Consider the following 21329-nt stretch of genomic DNA (forward strand, 5'->3'; position numbering starts at 1 on the left):
CAAGGCGTCTCTGGTCAATATTGGCGAAAGGTGATGCCCTGGGTCTGTACCTTGCGATCGCTGCCACCGCGCCATTGGGCGGGGCGGGCCAGCTCGCGGACATCCAGAGCGGTATAGGCAATGTCGTGGTGAAACAGGCTCTCGGCGAGCGACTGGCGCAGGGCGAGCAGCCGCGCATCGTCGAGTTGCCAGCCGCTGACCAGTTCGGGCGCGCTTTCGTGGCGATAGAGCGCGAAGTAGTAACCAAGCCAGCGGGTCGGCAGTTTATGGATCCTGGCCTGGGTCAGCAACTGTCCTGCGCTGTATTGCTCGCAGGCGCCATACTCTTTGGCCAGGATCGCCGACATCGCCAGATAGCGGCGCAGGGCCCGACGCTCACGAAAACGGGTAAACCAGCTCATCTTGTTTCTCCACTGTTCAGGGCAGACAAGGGGTCTGCGCCAGACAGCAAGATCCTAGCGATTGATTTCTGAATCCTGCATGAGCGATCAGGGGGGGAGCGGGCGGCTGTGGGGCAGTTTGGGGGCCTTGCGCCAGCCATCAAGCAGATGGCGGATGGCCAGCCAGGGGTGGCGCAGCAACATGCGGGGGCCACTCCAGCGCATAACCTGCTGGATCTGTTTGCGCATCGCTGGCGCATAGCAGTGGATGTTGCAGTTGGCACAGGTGGGTTTGTGACCGTGGCCGTAACGGCAGCGGGTGAGCCGCTGGTGGGCGAAATCCCGCAGCTTGCGACAGTGACGGCAATGGGGATCCTGATGATGGTGCTGGCAGTAGAGGCGGATCATGGCGCTGACTGTCCGCTGCTCGCGCACCAGTCTGGGGTGAAGAGTCGCCGCTTTGCCGGTGCTGGCGTGCGCGCCCCTTGCTGGGTTGGCTTGATGAATTTTCATGGTCGCCATTTTCCTGACCAGCCCGGGCAGGGTGTTGATACAGGTCAAAAGGGGGGGCAAAAAAACAGGGCCCGCAGGCCCTGTGTCATCAGATGAGGCTGGTTGCCTGCTCCAGCCAGGCGAGATCCTCGCCCTCGAGCAGCGGGCTCAGGCGGCGGAACACCTCGGCGTGGTATTCGTTGATCCAGCGGAATTCGGCCGGGCTCAGCAGGCTGCGGTCGATCAGGCGGGTATCGAACGGTACATAGGTCAGACGCTCGAAGCCCAGCATCGGCAGCTCGCCGATCTGCTCCAGCTCGCTCACCACTACCAGGTTTTCGCAGCGGATGCCAAAACCATCTTCCCGGTAGTAGCCCGGCTCGTTGGAGAGCACCATGCCCGGTTGCAGCGCTACCATGTTCCCTTTCGGGGCGATGCGCTGGGGCCCTTCGTGGACGCTCAGGAAGTGGCCGACGCCGTGACCGGTGCCGTGGTCGTAGTTGTAACCGGCTTGCCACAGCGGCATGCGGGCCAGCACGTCGAGCTGGATCCCTGCGGTGCCGCGCGGGAAGCGGGCCTGATCCAGCGCGATATGACCCTGCAGCACCCGGGTAAACATCGCTTTCTGCTCGTCGGTCACCTCACCCACCTTGATGGTGCGGGTGATGTCGGTGGTGCCATCCATGTATTGGCCACCGGAATCGAGCAGGTAGAGGCTGTCCTGACCAAACGCACGCGGGGTGCCGTTGGTGTGGTGGTAGTGGCACATGGCGGCGTTGGGGCCGAGCGCAGAGATGGTGTCAAAGCTCGGCTCGACGTAGTGCTCCTGCTCGCGGCGGAACGCTTCCACCTGATCGGCCAGAGTGCCTTCATCCACCCCTTCAAACTCGCCGGAGGCGATCAGCCGATCCAGCCAGGCGAGGAAGCGGGTCATGGCCACGCCGTCGCGCAGATGAGCGGCGCGCATGCCGGTCAGCTCCACCTCGTTCTTGCATGCCTTCGGCAGCATGGTCGGGTCTTGGCCAGCCACCAGAATGGCGCCCGCCTCTTCCATGATGAGCTGGGTCCAGGCGTTGGCGCTGTCCGGATCGGCCAGCACCTTCTGTTGATCTTCACCGATGCGCTGCAGCACGTCGCCCAGCTTGTCGATGGGGTAGACGGAGACATCCTGCCCCACGTGCTGGCTGAAGGCGAAGCAGTCGATCTTGTCGGTATCGACGAAGAAATCCATGGTGGTATTGGCGTAGAGCACGGCAAAACCGAGCACTACCGGCAGCCGCTCGATATCGCGACCACGCAGGTTGAGCAGCCAGTTGATGGGCTCGGCCTGGGTCAGCAGCACGGCATCGAGGCCGCGCTTGCGCAGATCGGCGGCCAGCTGTTCGCGTTTGGCCTGGCTCGACTGGCCTGCCAGCTCCTCGCTGTAGAGGATAACCGGCGTCTTGGTCGGCTCGGGACGATCGCTCCAGTTCAGGTCGATGGGGTTCTGCTCGACCCGCACCAGCTCGATGCCGCGCTCGGCCAGCACCGCTTTTGCGTTCTTGTACCAGGTCAGGCTGTGCAGACGGGCGTCGAAACCGACCCGGGTGCCGGAGGGCAGCTGCTCGGCCAGCCACTGGACATGGGGATCTTCAATGAGGTGGAGAAATTCGAACAGCTCGGACGGCGCCTGCATGCGGGCCTGCACCGTGTAGCGACCATCGACGAAGAGGGCGGCACGCTGGGCCATGATGATGGCGACGCCGGCGGAGCCATTGAACCCGGTGATCCAGTCCAGCCGCTCGGCGTAGGCGGGGATGTACTCGCCGAGGTGCTCATCATCATGGGGGACGATAAAGGCGTCCAACTCCTGCATGGCCAGCTCGGCCCTGACTTGGGCGACGCGGGTTTCAATTATCTCGAAATTATTCATGTCGTTAGTGCCAGATGGTTGCTTTATGAGTGTTCATTTCTTGTGGCCGCCAGCCAGGATCCGCTTGATCGACTGGCCTGCTGCCTCGATATGCTGCCTGAGCAGCACCACTGCCTCGTGCTTGCGCCGGGCGCGGCACAGCTCCAGCAGTTGGGCGTGTTCACGCTCCGCCTTGTCCACGCCATCGGTGGCAAAGAGCAGCTCGAAGCGGACATAGCGGTCACAGCTCAGATTGATCTGGGCGATCAGTTCGAGTGCCTGGGGGCGACCGGCTGCCTGATAGAGGGTGGCGTGAAAGCTGTGGTTCAACTCGGCCCAGTGTTCGATCTGGGTGCCTGACTCCAGGGCGTGATCAAACTGGGCGAGGATGGCCTCCGCCTTGGCGAAGGTGGCTTCCGTCATCTTGTCGACGGCGTGGAACAGGGTATCGGCTTCCAGCAGCGCTCGCAAATAAAAGAGCTCGTCGATGGCCGCAGCGTCCAGCATGGTGACGACGGCGCCGCGGTGGGCCTCGAATTTCACCAGCCCCTGCGCTTCCAGCTGCATCAGGGCTTCCCGCACCGGAATGCGGCTCACGGCCAGCTCCTTGGCGATGGCATCCTGACGCAGAGGGGCGCCGGCGGGGAACTCCCCACGGAGGATCCGGCCGCGGAGGTTTTCCATCACCATCTGGGTTCGGGTCTTGTAGGGTGGGGTCATGGTCGGGTCACGATTGGGCGTTACAAAATTGTATATTGTATAAAGTTTGGCTGAATCTACCCCGTCACACCCGGCATGGCAAGGTTTAGGGGCTCGCCGCGGCGTGGCTGGCGGCGTTCGGAACTCCATAAAAACAAAAATGCCGGTCAGCGTGGCTGACCGGCATCATCTCGTTGATGCAAAGGGGTCTGTTACAGCTGCGGACCTGCCGCTACCAGACGTTTGCCCTCGTCGTTATCGGTGAAGCGCTCGAAGTTCTTGATGAAGCGCTGGGCCAGATCCTGCGCCTTGGCGTCCCACTCGGCCTTGTTGGCGTAAGTGTCGCGCGGGTCGAGGATGGCCGGGTTCACATCGTGCAGTGCAGTCGGTACTTCCAGATTGAAGATCGGCAGCACCTTGGTCTCGGCCTTCTCGATGGAGCCATCCAGGATGGCGTCGATGATGGCGCGGGTATCCTTGATGGAGATGCGCTTGCCGGTACCGTTCCAGCCGGTGTTGACCAGATAGGCCTCTGCACCTGCCGCTTCCATCCGTTTCACCAGCTCCTGACCGTACTTGGTCGGGTGCAGGGAGAGGAAGGCTGCGCCGAAGCAGGAGGAGAAGGTCGGAGTCGGCTCGGTGATGCCGCGCTCGGTACCAGCCAGTTTGGCGGTGAAGCCAGAGAGGAAGTGGTACTTGGTCTGCTCCTTGGTCAGCTTGGAGACCGGGGGCAGCACGCCGAAGGCGTCGGCAGTCAGGAAGATCACCTTGGTGGCGTGACCTGCCTTGGAGACCGGCTTGACGATGTTCTCGATGTGATAGATCGGGTAGGAGACGCGGGTGTTCTCGGTACGGGAGCCATCATCGAAGTCGATGGTGCCATCGGCAGCAACGGTCACGTTCTCCAGCAGCGCATCGCGGCGGATGGCGTGGTAGATATCCGGCTCGGCCTCTTCGGAGAGCTTGATGGTCTTGGCGTAGCAGCCACCTTCGAAGTTGAACACGCCGTGGTCATCCCAGCCGTGCTCGTCATCGCCGATCAGCTGACGCTTGGGATCGGTGGAGAGGGTGGTCTTGCCGGTGCCGGAGAGGCCGAAGAAGATGGCGACGTCGCCGTCCTGACCCACGTTGGCGGAGCAGTGCATGGAGGCAATGCCGCGCAGGGGCAGGAAGTAGTTCATCATGGAGAACATGCCCTTCTTCATCTCGCCACCGTACCAGGTGCCACCGATGAGCTGCATCTTCTCGGTCATGTTGAAGGCAACAAAGTTCTCGGAGTTGAGACCCTGCTCCTTCCAGTTCGGGTTGGTGCACTTGGCACCGTTCATCACCACGAAGTCAGGCTTGAAGGTTTTCAGCTCTTCATCGCTCGGGCGGATGAACATGTTTTTCACGAAGTGTGCCTGCCAAGCCACCTCGGTGATGATGCGCACGGCCAGGCGGGTGTCCGGGTTGGCACCGCAGAAGCCGTCGACCACAAACAGGCGCTTGCCGGAGAGCTGTTTGGTGACCAGCCCTTTCAGATGTGACCACACTTCGGGGGTAATCGCTTTGTTATCGTTTTTACCCTGGTCAGACCACCACACAGTATCCTGGGTAGTGGCATCTTTGACGATATATTTATCTTTCGGAGAGCGGCCGGTGAAGATACCGGTGTTGACGTTGACGGCGCCCAGTTCGGTGACGACGCCGCGCTCGAACCCTTCCAGGTCAGGGCGAGTCTCTTCCGCGAAAAGCTGCTCGTACGAGGGGTTGCGAACGATTTCCTGGCTGTTTTTGATGCCGTACTGGTCCAGTCCTAATTGTTGGGCCAGGGTGGGTTCTGCCACGATTGTCATTGTATTCTCCTGGGTTCAGAGGTTTGTAGGGTTCTATCTGACGTTCATCCTATCACTTAGGTGGTAGAGTTTAGCGATCGCCATCAAACTTTATAAAATAGGGTGTTTTTTTGTTATTAAAGTTAAAGGCGGGTTTTGCCCGCCTTTAATTAGTGTAACTTGTTTGCATCATTGCCGGGAGCCCTGCTGAACAGGGTTTCGACATCGATCCCATTAAATTGGTACTGAGCGCCGCAATAATCACAGTGCATGTCGATCTTGCCGAGCTCCTGCACCATATCCATCACCTCTTCCTTTTCTATCTGCAGCAGGGCCCCTTCGCAGCGCTCGCGGGAGCAGGTGCAGCGGAACTCGACCGCCTGCGGATCGAACACCCGCACCTTGTCCTGATGGTAGAGACGGTAGAGGATCTCCTCGGCTTCCAGACCGAACAGCTCTTCATCCTTGATGGTGCTGGTGAGTTGGGTCAGGTGCTCGAAGTCGTTGCTGTGATCCTCGCTCTGGGCGGGCAGCTCCTGCAGCATGATGCCGGCAGCGCGCGGTTCGCCCTCGTGGTAACCGGTGCGGATCCACAGCTTGGTCGCCAGCTGCTCGGACTGGGCGAAGTAGTGCTCCAGACAGCCAGCCAGGGTGTCGGCGTCCAGCGCGATGATGCCCTGATAGCGCTCGCCCTGATCCGGGGTGATGGTGATGACCAGCTGACCGTTGCCGATCAGGCTCTGCAGCTTGTTGTCGCTCGGCAGTTCGCCTTCAAAGCGGGCCACGCCGCGCAGCTGCTGGTTGTGGTCGCCGTTGATGACGGCCAGACGCACCGGGCCATCGCCCTGCAGCTGAACGGTGATGGAACCTTCAAACTTGAGGGTGGCGGTCAGCAGGCTGGTGGCGACCAGCAGCTCGCCCAGCAGTTTTTGCACCTGCACCGGGTAGTTCTGGGCTTCCACCACATGGCGGTAGGTGTGATCCAGCTGGACCAGCTCGCCACGTACTTCGTACTCTTCAAACAGATAGCGATACAGCAGATCTTGGTTGCTCATCATATGTTCCTGGGTTCTTCGGTGAGGTAAATCGGGCGGGCTGGGGTTGAGGCCAGCCCGGTATCAAATCGGGGTCGGTCAGTACTGTTTGACCTTGAGCAGCTGGCGCCGCTCCTGCTTGTCGGGGCGACGCTCCGGGCTCGGCGCAAACTGGCTGTTGAAACGGCGCGCCTCGCTGTTTTCGGCCCGCTTTTTCAGGCTTTCGGCGGTCTCTTCATAGAGCTGCTGGGCGAGCGGTGCCGATTTGCGCTGATCGCTGATGGCCAGCACCCGCACTTCCCGCTCATCCTGCCCCTGCCAGAAGCGGATCAGCGCACCCACTTCCACCTGTTTGCCCGGCTTGCTGCGCTGACCATTGTAGTGCACCTTGCCGCCGTCAATCTGATCCCGTGCCAGCGAGCGGGTCTTGTAGAAACGGGCCGCCCACAACCACTTGTCGAGACGAACCTCAAGGGCGCTTTCCGGATGATTGGCCATGAACCGGCTCCATAACGGGGAAAAGGGGTGGTCGATTATACCAGAGGCGGGCCGCTGGATAGAAACCGGCCGGCAGCGAAGGCGTGCCCCGCTGCTGTCCTGACCACGCAACATATGGGCAGTTTGCTGATTAACAAGGGAAAAGCGGGGGATCTGGCCGTAAGGGGTAGATTGCCTGCCATATGTTGCATAAAAGATGTCGCCCCTCGCGGGGCGCCATCGTTCAGTGCAATTGGCCGGTCAGGTCGGTGATCAGAAGCGATCCTGCGGTTCGACTTTCTTCTCCTCCTTGCCTTCGCTGTGGGCGATGGCGGTGCGGATGAGGTCAACCCCGGCACGGATAATCAGCACCCCCATGTTGACCAGCTTGACGCAGACCCACATGAAGGTGATGAGCAGGATCAGCTTGAGCACGGTCTGGAACGCTTCCAGGAAGTTCTGCTCCAGCTGGGCGGTGAGGCCGTTGGCGCTGGTCATCAGCCAGGTGTAGACCTCGCGCACGAACGGGATGCGGCTTGGCATCTCCAGTACGTCCAGTGCCGCAGGCAGGGCCTGAAAGATAACGATGCTGCCGAACAGGATCAGGATGACACCGATGGCGATGCCGAGGAAAAAGCCGAACTGTCTCATGGAGGGCTCCAGCGGTTGCTGCATGACATTGAAGATAGCCGCCAATAGTAGGGAGTGCCCTCGTTCATCGCAATCTTCCCGGTGCGGCCATCATGGCCGGATCAGCGCTGAACGGGCTGCCAGCATTGCCCAACTATCTGATTTCTGGGAGGCTTGTCGCCATTGTGCATAGGGAAAGCAAATTGATGTCGAGAACCCTCTTTTTACTCTTGCTGGCGCTGTTTACCGCTCTGCCAGCACTGAGCGCCGAACCGACGGCACCGACGGCACCGACGGCGGCAGTCTGCGCCATCCGCCATCAGGATCAACTGCTGCTGGTGCAGGATCGTATCTCCTCCCGCTACAGCCTGAGCGGCGGCTACATAGATGGCGACGAGCGCCCCGAACAGGCGGCCCTGCGCGAGCTGTATGAAGAGACCGGCCTGCGCGGGGAAATCGTCGCGGATCTTGGCCGTTGGCAGAAAGCGCAGGTATTTGCCTGCCGCACTCTGGAGCCTATCGTCGCCCAGCAAAATTCCGATTTTGTCTCGCTGCTGCAGGCCCCCAATCTGGGTGGGGAGATCCTCAATGCCCGTTTGATCGCGGTGGACAAGCTGCCCCGCGCACAGCGCCGCTTCCCCGATCAGCTCGACTGGCTGCAAGCCCGGCTTGGCGAGCTGCCCGAGAGCGAGGTGCGCTGGCAGGCCGATTTCGTGGCGCAGGGCAATGCGCTGCATCAGGCCGAGCTCCCGCTGATGATGCGCCTGCAACAGTGGCTGGGGCCCGATGTCTGGTGGCTGTCTGTCAGCAATCTGTTTGGTTCAGGCGGCTTTCAGCTTGCCCTGATACCTTTGCTGCTCCCGCTGCTGGGGTGGCCACGGCTGCGCCAGCTGCTCTTTGCCATGCTCTGGCTTGGCTTGCTGGTGCAGGCGAGCAAGGAGGGGATCGGCTGGCCGCGCCCCTTCCATCTGCAACCTGAACTGGCGACTCACAGTGCCCAGGGCTTTGGCATGCCGAGCGGTTACACCGCCTCGGCCCTGCTGTTCTGGGGCGCGCTGCTTGGCTGGCTCTGGCCTGCCCGGCGCGGGCTGGCCTATTCGCTGGCGCTGCTGTTGGCCCTCACCACCGGTCTGGCGCGGGTCTGGCTCGGGGTGCACTTTATCTCCGATGTGGCGGTTGGCCTGCTGATTGGCGCCTTGCTGCTGGCGGTTCGTCCATATTGGCGGCTGGATCAGCGCGCTTCTGCCTGGGGCTTGCTGATCGCCGCCGCACTGGTTTGCGCTGGCCAGAGTCAGTCGGCCCATCTGGCCGGGATCGGGCTGGCGGCGCTGGGCCTCTGGCTCGGGGGAAGGGTCACGCTGGTGCGTGACGGTTATTCCCCGTGGCTGACCGGCGCCGTGGTGCTGGCGGGCATGCTGCTGATGGTGGCGGGCGCGTGGGCATTGCCGCTGTTGACCAGTAGTTCGCTCACTATCCTGCTTGGTCAGTTTGCGCTCTTTTTCGGGCTGGGGCTCTGGTTGAGCGCTGGCCTCTGGTGGATACTATCTCTCTTGAAACAAGACTCTAGACCCAGGGGCGGATGCCCTGACAGGGAAACCCTATGAACATGAAAAAAGTGGATTTGGCCAAGATAACCCTGGGGGTGCTGTTTCTCAGCATCCTGATTATCTCCTGTTTCCTGGTGCTGCAGCCCTTCCTGCCCGCGCTGGTGTGGGCCACCATGATCACCATCGCCACCTGGCCGTTGATGCTGATGGTGCAGCGGGTGTTGTGGGGCAAACGGTCGCTGGCGGCCCTCTTTATGACGCTGGTGCTGCTGCTGATGTTCGTTATCCCGCTCTTTATGACGCTGGCCAATGTGGCGGAGAAGGCGCCCATGCTGATCGAGCTGGGCACCAACATCAGCCAGTCGCCGCCGCCCGAGCTGCTCTGGCTGCAACAGATCCCGCTGGTGGGTGACAAGCTCTATGGCTTCTGGCAGCAAATTCTGGCGAGCGGTGGTCAGGTGCTGTTTGCCAAGCTGGCCCCCTACTTTGGCCAGACCGCCCGCTGGCTCGCCGCTCAGGCGGGCAATCTGGGGTTGCTGTTCGTTCACTTCCTGCTGACTGTCGGCATCTGCGGCCTGCTCTACCACTCAGGTGAAGTGGTGGCGACCGGCATTCGCCGCTTCGCCCACCGTCTGGCCGGGCAACGGGGCGACAACGCCACCGTGCTGGCCTCCCAAGCGATCCGTGCCGTGGCCATGGGCGTGGTAGTGACCGCGCTGGTGCAATCCTCGGTGGCCGGTGTCGGCCTGCTGATTGCCGGTATCCCCTACGCCATGGTGCTGGTGGTGGTGATGTTCCTGCTGATCGTTGCCCAGATCGGCCCCTTCCCGGTGCTGCTGGCCTGTATCGGCTACCTCTACTGGAGCGGCGACACCACCTGGGGCACCTTCCTGCTGGTCTGGTCACTGTTTGCGGGCACCATGGACAACTTCCTGCGCCCCTTCCTCATCAAGCGCGGCGCCAATCTGCCGCTGATCCTCATTCTGGTGGGGGTTATCGGCGGCTTGCTGGCGATGGGGATCATCGGCCTCTTTATCGGCCCCGTGGTGCTGGCGGTGGGTTACACCCTGCTGGATGCCTGGATCAAGGAAGATGACCAACCGGCGGCAGCCGCGGTGGAAGCGCCCAAGGCCCAATAACGATTCAGTAAAAAGACGATTCGGTAACAAGACGAATCAGTCACCATCGCTGATGCAAAGAGCCGCCCGGTGTGAACTGGGCGGCTCTTTTGTTTGTGGTGATCGTGGTTTATGGCGATCGAGTCAGATTGGTTGATCCTCGCCAACCTCCATATCCCACATATGACCGTCTCATGTAGGTTCGATTGGCGAAGCGTAATCGGACGCTCGAGATGCCGCTGTTCCGGTTCTATCCATAAGTCGGCGGTGACCCGTCAGAGTGGAAATGCGGGTGACTTATGGCCGTAAAGCAGACCGGGCAAGCGGTATAAGCTGAATTTATGGGTTTGTGTTAAATGACCCAATTTTTGCTTATACCGAAGCCTATCCAGACCCCATGCCACGATTTGGTCCGCTACAAGCCAGCCATAGGCAATGGCCGATTTGTGCCAACCCATATGCACCCCGTGTTACCGCCTATGCCGGTTTGATTAGCGAAGCTTGATTGGAGGATCGAGATGCCGCTGTTCCGGTGTTTCCGTGAATCAGCGGCATCTGGCAGAGGAGAAATATGGATGGCCGTTATTGTGGGGGAATGGATTGACGCGAACGTCCGATTACGCCTGACGGCTAATCGAACCTACGGGCTATACCTATTCCTTTAAATAATCATCATCTATTTCACGTGCAAGGCTTTCAAAGCTTTTGTGACTTTTTTGTAGATAGAATAAGTAAATTCGTGCATCTGCTTCTGAAAAGTCATTCGCATTAGAGTTAGTTAGATAAGTTTTCACTCTTTGAATGGCATGGAAATACTCATCAAGATCGTACTGAGTATGATCTGGTAATTCATTCCTTTCTTTCAATGCACTCTGAAATTTATTGTATGCCTCTTCGATTGACTCAAGCATACTAAGACCAAATGAAACATTTGAACTGGATGGGGAGTATATAGCTTGTCCTACTTTTTCGAACATGTATCCCATTGTTGAGTGAAGAATATCTGCTAGAGGTTGCTCCATAAACTTAGCCCTATGCTGCTCGTCAATTTTTCGAAGTTTTTCACTGATTAATGCGTAAGCATTATTAATGCCGATAAGTTGTGTTTCTACTGTTTTTTTAAAGTCAACGTCGATGAACTCACTTTGGCCTTCATCGTAGAATCGGATCAAAGTAAAGCCGCCTTTACTCATTGAAATACGAGAAATATGATTGAAGTAAGTGGTTTTCTTAACCTGATTCTTTGTTGGGTGACCGATGGAGGCGTTTCTAACGGCTCTGATGCTTTTCAGTTCGTCCGACAATGAATATGGCACTTCAAATGCTTCAGACAAATGACTCATGGCGTCTTGTTGGATAAATAACGCTTGTAATAGCCCATAAGTGTAAATATAAGACAACCCTACATTAACGGGGTATTCTGATTCGAAATAACTTTTTAATGCTAACCCTGTGTCACCAAGCGTGTCTAAAGAACTACAAATTTGGCTCCAGTTATCTAATTCTGAGATTAAGACCTTCTGATATCTATGCGTGTTTATGTGATCTCGTACTTGCGCCTCGATATCAAAAAACCTTATTAAATTATCTTCAATGTTTTTCATCTATGGCAATTCATCTCAATAAGTATGACAGTAATTAGATGGACGGCGGTGATAATCCATTAATAGAACCATCCATATAACTCGGGCTCACCCTAATCACCGCCAAGAAAATTCATTTTAAATCACAATATTGCTGACCAATCTATGGCGCTGAACGCATTCGCTAGGAGTTTTCCTTTGGCTATATTTTGACCATATGGCAAAAGTACACTTCTAGGGCGGCAATGGAAAGTGCCACCGAGTCTCAGCCTCTTGAATAACTCGGGAGTGTGACCAAGGTGACACTCCATATGACATAGCTGGCCAAGATATGGAACGGTGGCTGAACAAAAATGGGCATGGCGATATAACCCGGGGTGTCGCAACGCCCCGGGTTATCAGTCGGTAGGGAAGGCTCAGGCTGGCTGGTGCAGGGTGATGCAGTGAATGCCACCGCCACCGGCTGCGACCGGATCGATATTGATCTGCACGATGTCGCGGCCGGGGTAGAGGCGGGTCAGCAGCTCGTGGCAGTAGCTATCGGCGGCCTTGTCGCCAAACTCGGGGGCGATCACCGCACCATTGATCGGCAGATAGTTGATATAACCGGCGGCAAAGTCGCGGCTGCGGCTAAAGCGGTTGTCCCGCCCATCGAGCGGGGGCGGCAGCACATGCAGCTCCAGCTTGTTGCCGTCGGCATCGGTGGCCTGCTTGAGGATGGCCATATGCTGGCGGGTCACCTCGTAGTCGTGGGACTCCGGATCGTTGTCGAGATTGACCACCACCACCCCGGGGCGGACAAAGCGGGCGTAGAAATCGACGTGAGCATCTGTGATGTCCTTGCCCTTGATGCCCGGCAGCCAGATGATTTTGCGCAGCCCCAGATTGGCTTTCAGCTCCGCCTCCAGTTGCGCCTTGCTCACCCCCGGATTGCGGTTGCTGTTGAGCCAGCAGCTCTCGGTCAGGATGGCGGTGCCGTTGCCATCCACCTCGATACCGCCCCCCTCGCCAGTCAGCTTGCTTTGCTGATAGTGAGCATCCGCCTGCTTGCTGACCAGCTCGGCCACCCCTGCATCCTGTTCGTGCTCCTGCTTGTCGCCCCAGCCGTTGAAGTTGAAATCCACCAGCCCCAGCTCCCCTTCGCCGTTCTGGACGAAGACGCCGCCGGTATCGCGCAGCCAGATATCGTCCAGCTCGGCGACGATAAAGCGGGTGTTCTGCTCGCCACAGAGTTGGCGGGCCAGCGCCTGTTCGGCTTCGCGGCAGAGCACGTTGACCTGGGTATAGGGCACCATGGCCTGCACCAGACGGCCGATGGTTGCCTGCACCTCCTTGTAATCGCGGCCCCAGATGGCCGGGCTGGCGGCAAAAGCGACCCAGACCCGGGTCTGGAACGTCGACTCTTCCGGCATATGAAAGGGCTCGTTGGCAGCCGCCAATGCGTTCTCTTCCGGGTTAGCTCCGTCGGCCGCGAAGGCTTTGCCGGGCAGGTTGCCGAGCCCTGCCAGCGCACCGATGGCCGCCAGCTGTTTCAATACGTTGCGTCGGGATGGCATGAAAAACTCCTTATGATTCATAGGCTGCTCTTGAAGCGAGTCCAGGCCCGCATGCGCGCTCGCATGGCGGATTGCGCGATATCCTGGCCCGGGATGAGCCGCTGATAGGTGGCGTCATCCAGATAGATATCCGGGTTGCCGGTCATGGCCGCATCAACCATGGATTTCGCTTTGGCACTGGCAGTGGGATAACCGGTGCTGTTGCTGATGGCCGCCATGTTGGCCGGGCGCATCACAAAATTGATAAAGGCGTAGGCGTATTCAGGATGGGCGGCATCCGCCGGGATCGCCATGGTATCCATCCAGATAGTGCTCCCTTCCTTGGGCAAACGGTACTCGAATTGATCCTTCTTGCCAGCCTCGGCGGCGCTGCGACGCGCTTGGGTCATGTCGCCGCTGTATCCGAGGGAGAGGCATATGTCGCCGTTGACCAGCTGGGTGGCCGGCTGGGACTGGAATTTGCGGATATAGGGTTTGATCCCCTTGAGCAGGGCCAGGGCGGCATCCAGATCCGCCGCTTTGCCACTGCGGGGTTCACGTCCCAGATAGTGGAGCACCACCGCCAGCACCTCGTCGGGGGAGTCGATGATGGAGATGCCGCAGTCGGCAAACCTAGCCGCCAGCTCGGGCTTGAACAGCATGTCGAGACTGTCAGTCGGGGCATCCGCCATCCTCTGCTTGATCATCCCGGCGTTGTAGGTGAGCCCTATGGTGCCCCAGGTGTAGGGCACCACCGCATCCCGTGAATGGGGATAGGCTTGCTGGATACGCTGCAAACCCGGCTCGATGTCGGCCAGATGCTGCAACTTGCTCTTGTCGAGCGGTTGCAGGCTGCCGGCACGCATCAGCCGCTCCGCCACCGTGTCGCCGGGGAAGATCAGGTCATAACCGCTGTGACCAGCCATCAGCTTGGCTTCGAGGGTTTCGCTGCTGTCCATGACGTCATAGATGACCCGGATCCCGGTCTCTTTGGTAAAGGCGCTGAGGGTATCGGGGGCGAAATAGTCCGCCCAGTTGTAAAGGCGCAGCACCTTGTCGGCCGGTTGCTCCTGAGCGAGCGCTGCTGCGGTGCCGGTGCACAACATGGCCGCGAGCAGCGCCAGCGTGCGGGATAGTCTCTCTGTCATGCCAACACTCCTCTGTGGTTGCCCGTCATCCGGCTCTGGTGGCCATCCAGACTCTGCAAGGTGCCATACATCTCGGGGCGGCGATCCCGATAGATGCCCCAGCTCATGCGCTCCTCGGCCATGGCTGCGAGATCCAGCTCCTGCACCAGCACGCCCGGGGTGGTTCTGTCCGCCTCGGCGAGCAGCGCCCCCTTGTGGTCGGTGATGAACGAGGAGCCGTAGAACGTCATCTGCAGGTCGGGATCCGTGGTGGCGACCTCGTTGCCAATCCGGTTGGCGGCTATCACCGGCAGGATGTTGGCGGCGGCATGGCCGCGCTGGGTCAGCTGCCAGTGATCGCGGGAGTCGAGATGGGCCGCTCCCGGTTCCGAGCCGATGGCGGTGGGATAGAGCAGCAGCTCAGCCCCCTGCAGGGCCATGCTGCGGGCCGCCTCGGGGAACCACTGATCCCAGCAGATGCCGACGCCGATCCGCCCTGCCGCGCACTCCCAGACCCGAAAGCCGGTATCGCCGGGGCTGAAGTACTCCTTCTCCTGATAGCCGATGGCATTGGGAATATGGGTCTTGCGATAGACCCCCAGCAGCTTGCCGTCGGCATCCGCCAGTGCCAGCGAATTGAAGAAGGCGTTGCCGGCACGTTCGAACCAGCTGATGGGCAGCACCACGCCAAGCTCGCGAGCGAGTGCCGAGAAGCGGCGCAGCACCCGGCTCTGTTCGAACGACTCGGCCAGCGCCAGATGGCCGTGGTGCTGCTCGATGCAGAAGTAGGGGGTGGCAAACAGCTCTTGCAGCAGGATAAGACCCGCCCCTTTGGCGGCAGCCTCCCGCACCATTCTCTCCGCCATATCGAGATTGCGCGGCAGATCCCAGCTGCAGGCAAACTGGGTGGTTGCGACGGTGATGTTGCCCATCCTCTTATCCTCGTACCGGCCATGCCGGCTGTTGCTGGGTGATGCAGTGGATACCGCCGCCGCCGTGTGCCAGCTGGTTGATCTGCACCGGCACTACCTCCCGCTGCGGGAAGGCGCGCTGCAGCACTGCTGCCGCTTCCCGGTCGCTGGCCACGCCATAGGCGGGCATGATGATGGCGCCGTTGGCGATGTAGAAGTTGGTGTAGGAGGCGCAAAAGACCTCGGCTTCTGCATCGATGGCCTCGCTGGCCTCGTAGAGATCCTGCAGCTCGAACGTGCGCCCTCTGGCATCGGTGGCCAGCATCAGGGCACGGCGGTTCTCCCTGACGATACGGGCATAGGTCGAGCTGGTATCGCGGGTGGCGTCCACCAGCAGCTGACCGGGGCGACTGAAGGCGCAGACTCCGTCCACATGGCCATCGGTCATGTCGCCGGTGACATGGTCGGGATCTCCCGGCAGCCAGATGGTCTTCTCGATACCGAGCAGGCGACTGAAGATTTGCTCGATCTCGCCCTTGCTGATCCCCGGGTTGCGATTGCTGTTGAGCAGCACCGATTCGGTGGTGATCAGGGTGCCTTCGCCATCCACATGGATGGCGCCCCCCTCGTTGGCCAGAAAGCTGCCGATGGTATCGAGCTCCAGACTGTTGAGGATGCGGCGAGCCAGCCCTTCATCGAGCGGGTGGGCCGATTTGCCGCCCCAGGCGTTGAAGCGCCAGCTCACCCCGGCACAGCCCAGTTCCGGGTGGCAGATAAAGGTGGGGCCGGAGTCGCGGCACCAGCTGTCATCCACCGCAATGGGGACAAGAGTGACCCGCTCGTCACAGAGCGCGCGCGCCTCGGCCTGCGCGGAAGGGTCGACCACCAGCTTGACCGGCTCGAACCGGACGATGCTATTGACCACCCGGGCGAAGTCCTGCTGCACGCCGGCGAGGGTGACGCCCCAACCTGACTCCCACAGCGCCTTGTTGTGGGGCCAGACCATCCAGGTCGCTGCGTGCTGACACCATTCGGCGGGCATAAACCAGCCCTTTGCCACGATTCCCTGTTCCCGCATATCACCACCCTGATTAGGTACTATTAAGATTGCTGACGATGGGGATAGACTATTCCCGCAGTTGGTGGCGAACAAACGATCAATTTTCCGTAAAAGTGATAAGTGGAGCTAATCAATGGTGTTCAAGCAGTGGCCCCCGCTCAACGTGCTGCGGGGCTTTGAGGCGGCAGCCAGACTCGGCAGTTTTCATCAGGCGGCGCAGGAGCTGCACCTGACCCAGTCCGCCATCAGCCAGCAGATCCGCTCGCTGGAGGAGCTGCTCGGCCAGCCACTGTTTCACCGGCAGGGGCGCTCGGTCGCGCTGACCGATGCGGGGCAGGATCTGCTGGAGACCACCCAGAGCGTGCTGTTGCAGCTGGCGATGGGGATCCAGCGGCTGGAGCAGTACCGCAAACCGAACCAGCTGGTGCTCAACACCAGCACCGCCATCGCTCGTCACTGGCTGCTGCCGCGGCTGGGGGAGTTTCACCGCCTGCATCCCGACATCGATCTCTGGCTGTTCACCAGCGATGAAGAGCCCGACATGGCCGAGCAGACCGTCGATCTCGCCCTGCGCTGGGATCTCGGGCCGCAGGCCGAGTGTCGCCATCAGCACCTGCTGGCGGATCGCTTGCTGCCGGTGGCCACCGCAACCGTGCTGTCCCGGCCCGCGGAGGAGCGCACCACCCTGCACGGCGAGCGGGAGCTGGATTGGCATCACTGGACGCTGAGAGGAGGGGAGGATCTGCACCTGCAGACCCGGGGACTCAACTTCTCCGATCCCGGCCTGCTGCTGGAGGCCGCCAGCGCCGGACTCGGTGTGGCGCTGGTGAGCGAACTGCTCTCCCGTCCCGCTCGTCAGCAGGGGTTGCTGTTGCTGCTCTCCACCCGTCGGGTCAAGGGGCCGCAGTGGAATCTGCTGGTGCATCAGGATAGCGAGGGGATGCCGGAGTGCCGCGCCTTCTGCCATTGGCTCGGCCAGCAGTTTGCCGACGGTGAACCCGACCGGGAGGAGGGCGGGCTTGCCACCCTCTGAGGCAGGTCACTGAATCGGGGGCGCTGGCGTGGTTAAATGGTCGGCTCACATCTTGCCGGATATTGCTGTGACCATGCCATCTGACCTTCAGCCGCTGCTCGCTTGGCCCGACTATCTGCAGGCATCCTGGCTGCGCTGCGCCCACCAGACCAGTGCCACCCTCTGGCATCCGCCCCACAGCGCCAAGGGGCAGACCTTGCAGAGCCTGCGCCAGCGCAAGCGTGACCTGCTCACCACCGGCGAGATGGCCCTCGAAGATCTCTACGAATTTATGGAGGGGCGCCCCTGCGCCCTGCTGCTCACCGACGAGAGCGGCTGCCTGCTGGCCCAAACCGGCCACCCCGACACCCTGCGCGAGCTGGCGGCGCTGGGGTTTGGCCCCGGTGCATTCTTCAGCGAGGGGCGCATCGGCTCCAATGCCATCAATCTGGCGGCGCTGGAGGGAGTGCCGCTCTGCGTCAGCGGCCCCCAGCACTTCAACCAGACCCTCCACCCCTGGCACAGCTGCGCCAGCCCGGTCTACAACAGCAATGGCCGTCAGGTCGCCATCATAGCTCTGATCTGCAAGGTGGAGGAGGCGAGCGCTGGGGATCTGGCGCTCACCGTCAGCGCCGGGCGCGAGCTGGCCCATCTGCTGCAGATGGAGACCCTGATGCAGGAGTCCCAGCACCACCTGAGCGAGCTTTACGCCCTGCTCGACGGCATGGATGACGGTGTGCTGGCCTGGGATCCGCAGGGGCGGCTGCGCTACCTCAACGCGCTGGCAGCCAATCGGCTGCGGCTCGATCCGGCACTCTGTCTCGGCCAGCCGCTGGAGCAGCATCTGTTGTTGCCGCAGCGGTTGCAGCTGGCCATCAGGGGGCAGACTCCGCTCAGCCATGTGGAGGTGACGCTGGAGCGGCTTGGCGCTCAGGAGGGGGAGTTCATCAATGCGCTGGTGAGCCTCAAGCCGCTACCGGGGCCGGAGGGGGTCAGCTTTATCGCCCTGCTGCACCCGGTCGATCGGCTGCGGGCTATTCACCAGCTGCGCCAGACGGTGCCCGAGCTGTCGGCGCTGGTGGGCGAATCGAGCGCCATGCGCAAGCTGCTGCGCTACGCCCGGCAGGCGGCCCAGAGTCAGGGGCCGATCCTGCTGCGCGGCGAGGAGGAGGTGGGCAAGGCCCAGCTGGCGGAGGCTATTCACTTTGGCAGCGAACGGGCCGCCGGGCCGCTCATTACCCTCAACTGCAAGGCGCTGCCGAGCGAGCGGATGGCGCTGGAGCTGATGGGCTCCGACGAGGCGGGGCAGGAGCGGGCAGGCAAGTTCGAGCTGGCCCACGGCGGCACCCTGGTGCTGGAGCAGGTGGAGTGCCTCTCTGCCCCCATGCAGGCGGCGCTGCTGCAACTGCTCAAGACCGGCCGCATCCAGCGCTTCGATTCGGCCCGCATCCTGCCGCTCAAGGTGCGGATCATCGCCACCAGCAGCGCCCCGCTGGAGCAGCTGGTGCAGGAGGGGCTGTTTGGCCGCCAGCTGCTCTATGCCTTGCAGGCGTGCGAGCTGTGGCTGCCGGGGCTGCGGGAGCGCGCGGCGGATCTGCCGGGCCTTATCAGCCAGCAGCTAGGGGCACAGGGGCGCGAGCCGGTGCGCCAGTTCAGTCCGGCGGCCCTCGACTGCCTGCTCGCCTATCCCTGGCCCGGCAATCTGGGGGAGCTGCGCAGCGCCGTCGAGCATGCGCTGCTTCATTCCGGTCAGGGGCCGATCCCGCCGGAGGCGCTGCCCGCCGCCATTCGTCACGGTTATCAGCGGGTGGCTGACGAGGTGGTGGGGCAACCGCTGCTCACGCTGGCGGAGCTGGAGCGGCAAGCCATCCTGCGCTGCGCCCACGCCTGCAAGGGGCAGGTGAGCCAGATGGCCCAACATCTTGGCATCAGTCGCACCACCCTCTGGCGGCGGCTCAAGCTGCTCGAGATCGATCCCGCCGACTATCACGGCTGATAGTTATTCAGGCTGTTGCCAACCGGCCCGCAGAAAACGAAACGGCCCCGCAGTCGCGGGGCCGTTTTTATATGGCAAGGTAAGCGGTGGCGTGGTTATAGCCCCAGCTGGTGGGCGGTGACGATGGCCGCCAGCACATCCTCGGCGGTGACCTTGAACGGCATATTGTGGATGGTCTCGCCCTCGGCGGTGGAGGCTTTGGCCACCTCCATCAGGCGCACCATGTCCAGCTCCTTGACCCCCATCATATGCAGGTTGGTCGGCAGGCCCACCGAGCGGCAGAAGCCCAGTACGGTTTCGATCTCCGCCATCGGCGCATTCTCCAGCACCAGCTGCACCAGGGTACCGAACGCCACTTTTTCACCGTGGTAGAGGTGGTGACACTCGGCCAGCTGGGTCAGACCGTTGTGGATGGCGTGGGCGGCGGCCAGACCGCTGCTCTCGAAGCCGATACCGCTCAGATAGGTGTTGGCCTCGATGATGTTCTCCACCGCCTTGGTGCAGAGCCCCTGTTCAACCGCCAGCTTGGCCTTGTAGCCATCGGCCAGCAGAGTCTTGTAGCAGAGCTCGGCGATGGCCTGCGCCGCCAGCGTGGAGGCGCCACCGGCCATGGTCTGGCAACCGGAAATCTTGTTGGCGCGCGCCTCGAAGTAGGTGGAGAGCGCATCCCCCATGCCGGAGACCAAGAGCCGCACCGGAGCGCGGGAGACCACGCCGGTATCCATGATGACCATGTTGGGGTTGGTCGGGATCATCAGGTATTCGCTGAACTGCCCCTCCGGGGTGTAGATGACCGCCAGCGCGCTGGTGGGGGCATCGGTGGAGGCGATGGTGGGCACTATGACCACCGGCACCTTCTGATAGAAGGCGACCGACTTGGCGGTATCCAGCGTTTTGCCGCCGCCGATGCCGATGATGACGTCAAACGGGGTCTGCTTGCAGCGGGCCAGCAGGCGGTCGATCTCGGGGCGGGAGCACTCGCCGTTGAAGCAGTCGAACTCCGGCTTGATACCGGCGCCGTGGAAGCTGGTGGCCACGGTATCGCCGACCAGCTTGGTGACGAAGGCGTCGGCCAGAATAAGCGGCTTGCTGCCGAGCGCTTTGACGTAGTTGCCGATATTGGCGAGGGCCCCGTTGCCTTGCACGTATTTGCTGGGGCTGATGATGATGCGGTCCATATTTTATCCCTCTCTCTTTATGAATTAAGAATCGGGGCGAAGGGGCGGCAGTGCCGGGGACTCCTTCGTCTTGAATGGTGCTGCACAGGCTCAGCGAGCGAGTGCAGCCCCTTGAAGCAGTGGCGTCAGTCGCCGAAGCGCTCGTCGGCCAGCTGCTGGAAGCAGGTCAGGGCGGCGTTGGCATCCTCGCCGCGCGCCAGCAGGGTGAGCTGGTCGCCCTGACGCACGTTGAGCATGGCGAGCCGGGTCAGGCTGCGGGGATTGGCCTCTTTATCCCCCTTTTGCAGCTTGAGCTCAGCGGCAAAGGGCTTGAGGGCGGCCACCAGCCGGGCGGCGGGGCGCACATGCAGGCCGTGGGGGTTATCCACCACCACCTCGCAGCGCAGCCAGCCATCGTCGGCAACGGGGGCTGTCTCGGTGGCGGCCTGCGCCGCGCTGGCAGGCAGCATCGCTTGTTTCGGGCCAAGGGCACCGAGCGCCTCGGCGGCCACCTCATCCAGCGTCAGGCCGGAACCGGCCGCCACCACAGCGGCCAGAGTGCCTTCGACCAGCGGAGCGGGGCAGAGCCGCACCCTCGCGCTCAGCTCCGGGGGCAGCAGTTCGAGGGCGGTCTCGGCACTCAGGAGGGCGCTGCCCAAGTCCATCAGCACCAGCACGCCGTTGCCGTCATCCGCTTCTTCAATCGCACTCATCACGGCGATGGCATCGGTGCCGATGGGGTGGTCGGGGTCATCGACCCCGGCTGCCAGCAGCAGGCGGGCCGGGCTGCCGAGCTGGTCGGCCAGCGCTTTCAAGCCGGCCGCCAGCATGGCGCTGTGAGAGACAACTACGATTCCGATCAT

General features: G+C 61.4%; 19 protein-coding genes. 4 read left to right on the plus strand and 15 right to left on the minus strand.

What is annotated here, in order from left to right:
* Positions 1–14: 14 nt before the first annotated feature.
* The 8 genes from NOM67_RS18105 to NOM67_RS18140 all read right to left on the minus strand — a co-directional run bounded on the left by NOM67_RS18105 (position 15) and on the right by NOM67_RS18140 (position 7441).
* Positions 15–401: a DUF6559 family protein gene (locus NOM67_RS18105; RefSeq protein WP_042032206.1), complete on the minus strand. Its 387-nt coding sequence runs from the start codon at positions 399–401 to the stop codon at positions 15–17.
* 87 nt (positions 402–488) lie between these two features.
* Positions 489–893, minus strand: coding sequence for a nitrous oxide-stimulated promoter family protein (locus NOM67_RS18110; RefSeq protein ID WP_041209671.1), 405 nt, complete (start codon positions 891–893; stop codon positions 489–491).
* 88 nt (positions 894–981) lie between these two features.
* Positions 982–2784, minus strand: coding sequence for an aminopeptidase P family protein (locus NOM67_RS18115; RefSeq protein ID WP_255939019.1), 1803 nt, complete (start codon positions 2782–2784; stop codon positions 982–984).
* A 33-nt stretch (positions 2785–2817) separates the two neighbouring features.
* Positions 2818–3483, minus strand: a complete 666-nt coding sequence (locus NOM67_RS18120; RefSeq protein WP_042032204.1) for a GntR family transcriptional regulator — start codon at positions 3481–3483, stop codon at positions 2818–2820.
* A gap of 191 nt (positions 3484–3674) precedes the next feature.
* Positions 3675–5300: a phosphoenolpyruvate carboxykinase (ATP) gene (gene pckA, locus NOM67_RS18125; protein ID WP_041209673.1), complete on the minus strand. Its 1626-nt coding sequence runs from the start codon at positions 5298–5300 to the stop codon at positions 3675–3677.
* 149 nt (positions 5301–5449) lie between these two features.
* The gene (gene hslO, locus NOM67_RS18130) at positions 5450–6334 is read right to left on the minus strand and encodes an Hsp33 family molecular chaperone HslO (RefSeq protein WP_033113738.1); all 885 of its coding nucleotides are present in this window, start codon (positions 6332–6334) and stop codon (positions 5450–5452) included.
* A 78-nt stretch (positions 6335–6412) separates the two neighbouring features.
* Positions 6413–6811 carry a ribosome-associated heat shock protein Hsp15 gene (hslR, locus tag NOM67_RS18135; protein ID WP_033113739.1) on the minus strand — a complete coding sequence of 133 codons (399 nt, stop codon included), beginning with the start codon at positions 6809–6811 and terminating at the stop codon, positions 6413–6415.
* A 252-nt stretch (positions 6812–7063) separates the two neighbouring features.
* Entirely contained in the window at positions 7064–7441 is a 378-nt protein-coding gene (locus NOM67_RS18140) for a hypothetical protein (protein WP_033113750.1), read from the minus strand.
* Positions 7442–7626: 185 nt separating this feature from the next.
* Here NOM67_RS18140 and NOM67_RS18145 point away from each other — a divergent pair, with 185 nt between their 5' ends.
* Positions 7627–9024, plus strand: a complete 1398-nt coding sequence (locus tag NOM67_RS18145; RefSeq protein WP_255939022.1) for a phosphatase PAP2 family protein — start codon at positions 7627–7629, stop codon at positions 9022–9024.
* Entirely contained in the window at positions 9021–10106 is a 1086-nt protein-coding gene (ydiK, locus tag NOM67_RS18150; protein WP_201968249.1) for an AI-2E family transporter YdiK, read from the plus strand. Before NOM67_RS18145 ends, ydiK begins: the two co-directional genes overlap by 4 nt.
* 632 nt (positions 10107–10738) lie before the next feature.
* Here the strand turns inward: ydiK and NOM67_RS18155 are convergent.
* From NOM67_RS18155 to NOM67_RS18175, 5 genes are all read right to left on the minus strand, one after another.
* A complete protein-coding gene (locus NOM67_RS18155) occupies positions 10739–11689 on the minus strand; it encodes a hypothetical protein (RefSeq protein WP_255939023.1) in 951 nt (316 codons plus the stop codon).
* Between the two features lie 395 nt (positions 11690–12084).
* Entirely contained in the window at positions 12085–13224 is a 1140-nt protein-coding gene (locus NOM67_RS18160) for an agmatine/peptidylarginine deiminase (protein ID WP_255939024.1), read from the minus strand.
* Between the two features lie 17 nt (positions 13225–13241).
* Positions 13242–14351 (minus strand): extracellular solute-binding protein, encoded by a 1110-nt coding sequence (locus tag NOM67_RS18165; protein ID WP_255939025.1) that lies wholly within the window; start codon positions 14349–14351, stop codon positions 13242–13244.
* A complete protein-coding gene (aguB, locus tag NOM67_RS18170; protein WP_255939026.1) occupies positions 14348–15262 on the minus strand; it encodes an N-carbamoylputrescine amidase in 915 nt (304 codons plus the stop codon). Before aguB ends, NOM67_RS18165 begins: the two co-directional genes overlap by 4 nt.
* Positions 15263–15266: 4 nt before the next feature.
* On the minus strand, positions 15267–16319 hold the full coding sequence (locus NOM67_RS18175; RefSeq protein ID WP_255939027.1) for an agmatine/peptidylarginine deiminase: 1053 nt from the start codon (positions 16317–16319) through the stop codon (positions 15267–15269).
* 115 nt (positions 16320–16434) lie between these two features.
* Between NOM67_RS18175 and NOM67_RS18180 the strand changes: the two genes are divergently transcribed.
* A complete protein-coding gene (locus NOM67_RS18180; protein WP_255939028.1) occupies positions 16435–17334 on the plus strand; it encodes a LysR family transcriptional regulator in 900 nt (299 codons plus the stop codon).
* Between the two features lie 73 nt (positions 17335–17407).
* Entirely contained in the window at positions 17408–19309 is a 1902-nt protein-coding gene (gene dhaR / locus NOM67_RS18185) for a dihydroxyacetone kinase operon transcriptional regulator DhaR (RefSeq protein WP_255939029.1), read from the plus strand.
* A 95-nt stretch (positions 19310–19404) separates the two neighbouring features.
* Here dhaR and NOM67_RS18190 read toward each other — a convergent pair whose 3' ends face one another.
* Entirely contained in the window at positions 19405–20487 is a 1083-nt protein-coding gene (locus NOM67_RS18190; RefSeq protein WP_255939030.1) for a glycerol dehydrogenase, read from the minus strand.
* 125 nt (positions 20488–20612) lie between these two features.
* Positions 20613–21329, minus strand: coding sequence for a dihydroxyacetone kinase phosphoryl donor subunit DhaM (dhaM, locus tag NOM67_RS18195; protein ID WP_216950070.1), 717 nt, complete (start codon positions 21327–21329; stop codon positions 20613–20615).

The organism is Aeromonas sp. SG16 (assembly GCF_024436135.1).
In the GTDB taxonomy this organism is placed as follows: Bacteria; Pseudomonadota; Gammaproteobacteria; order Enterobacterales; family Aeromonadaceae; genus Aeromonas; species Aeromonas jandaei.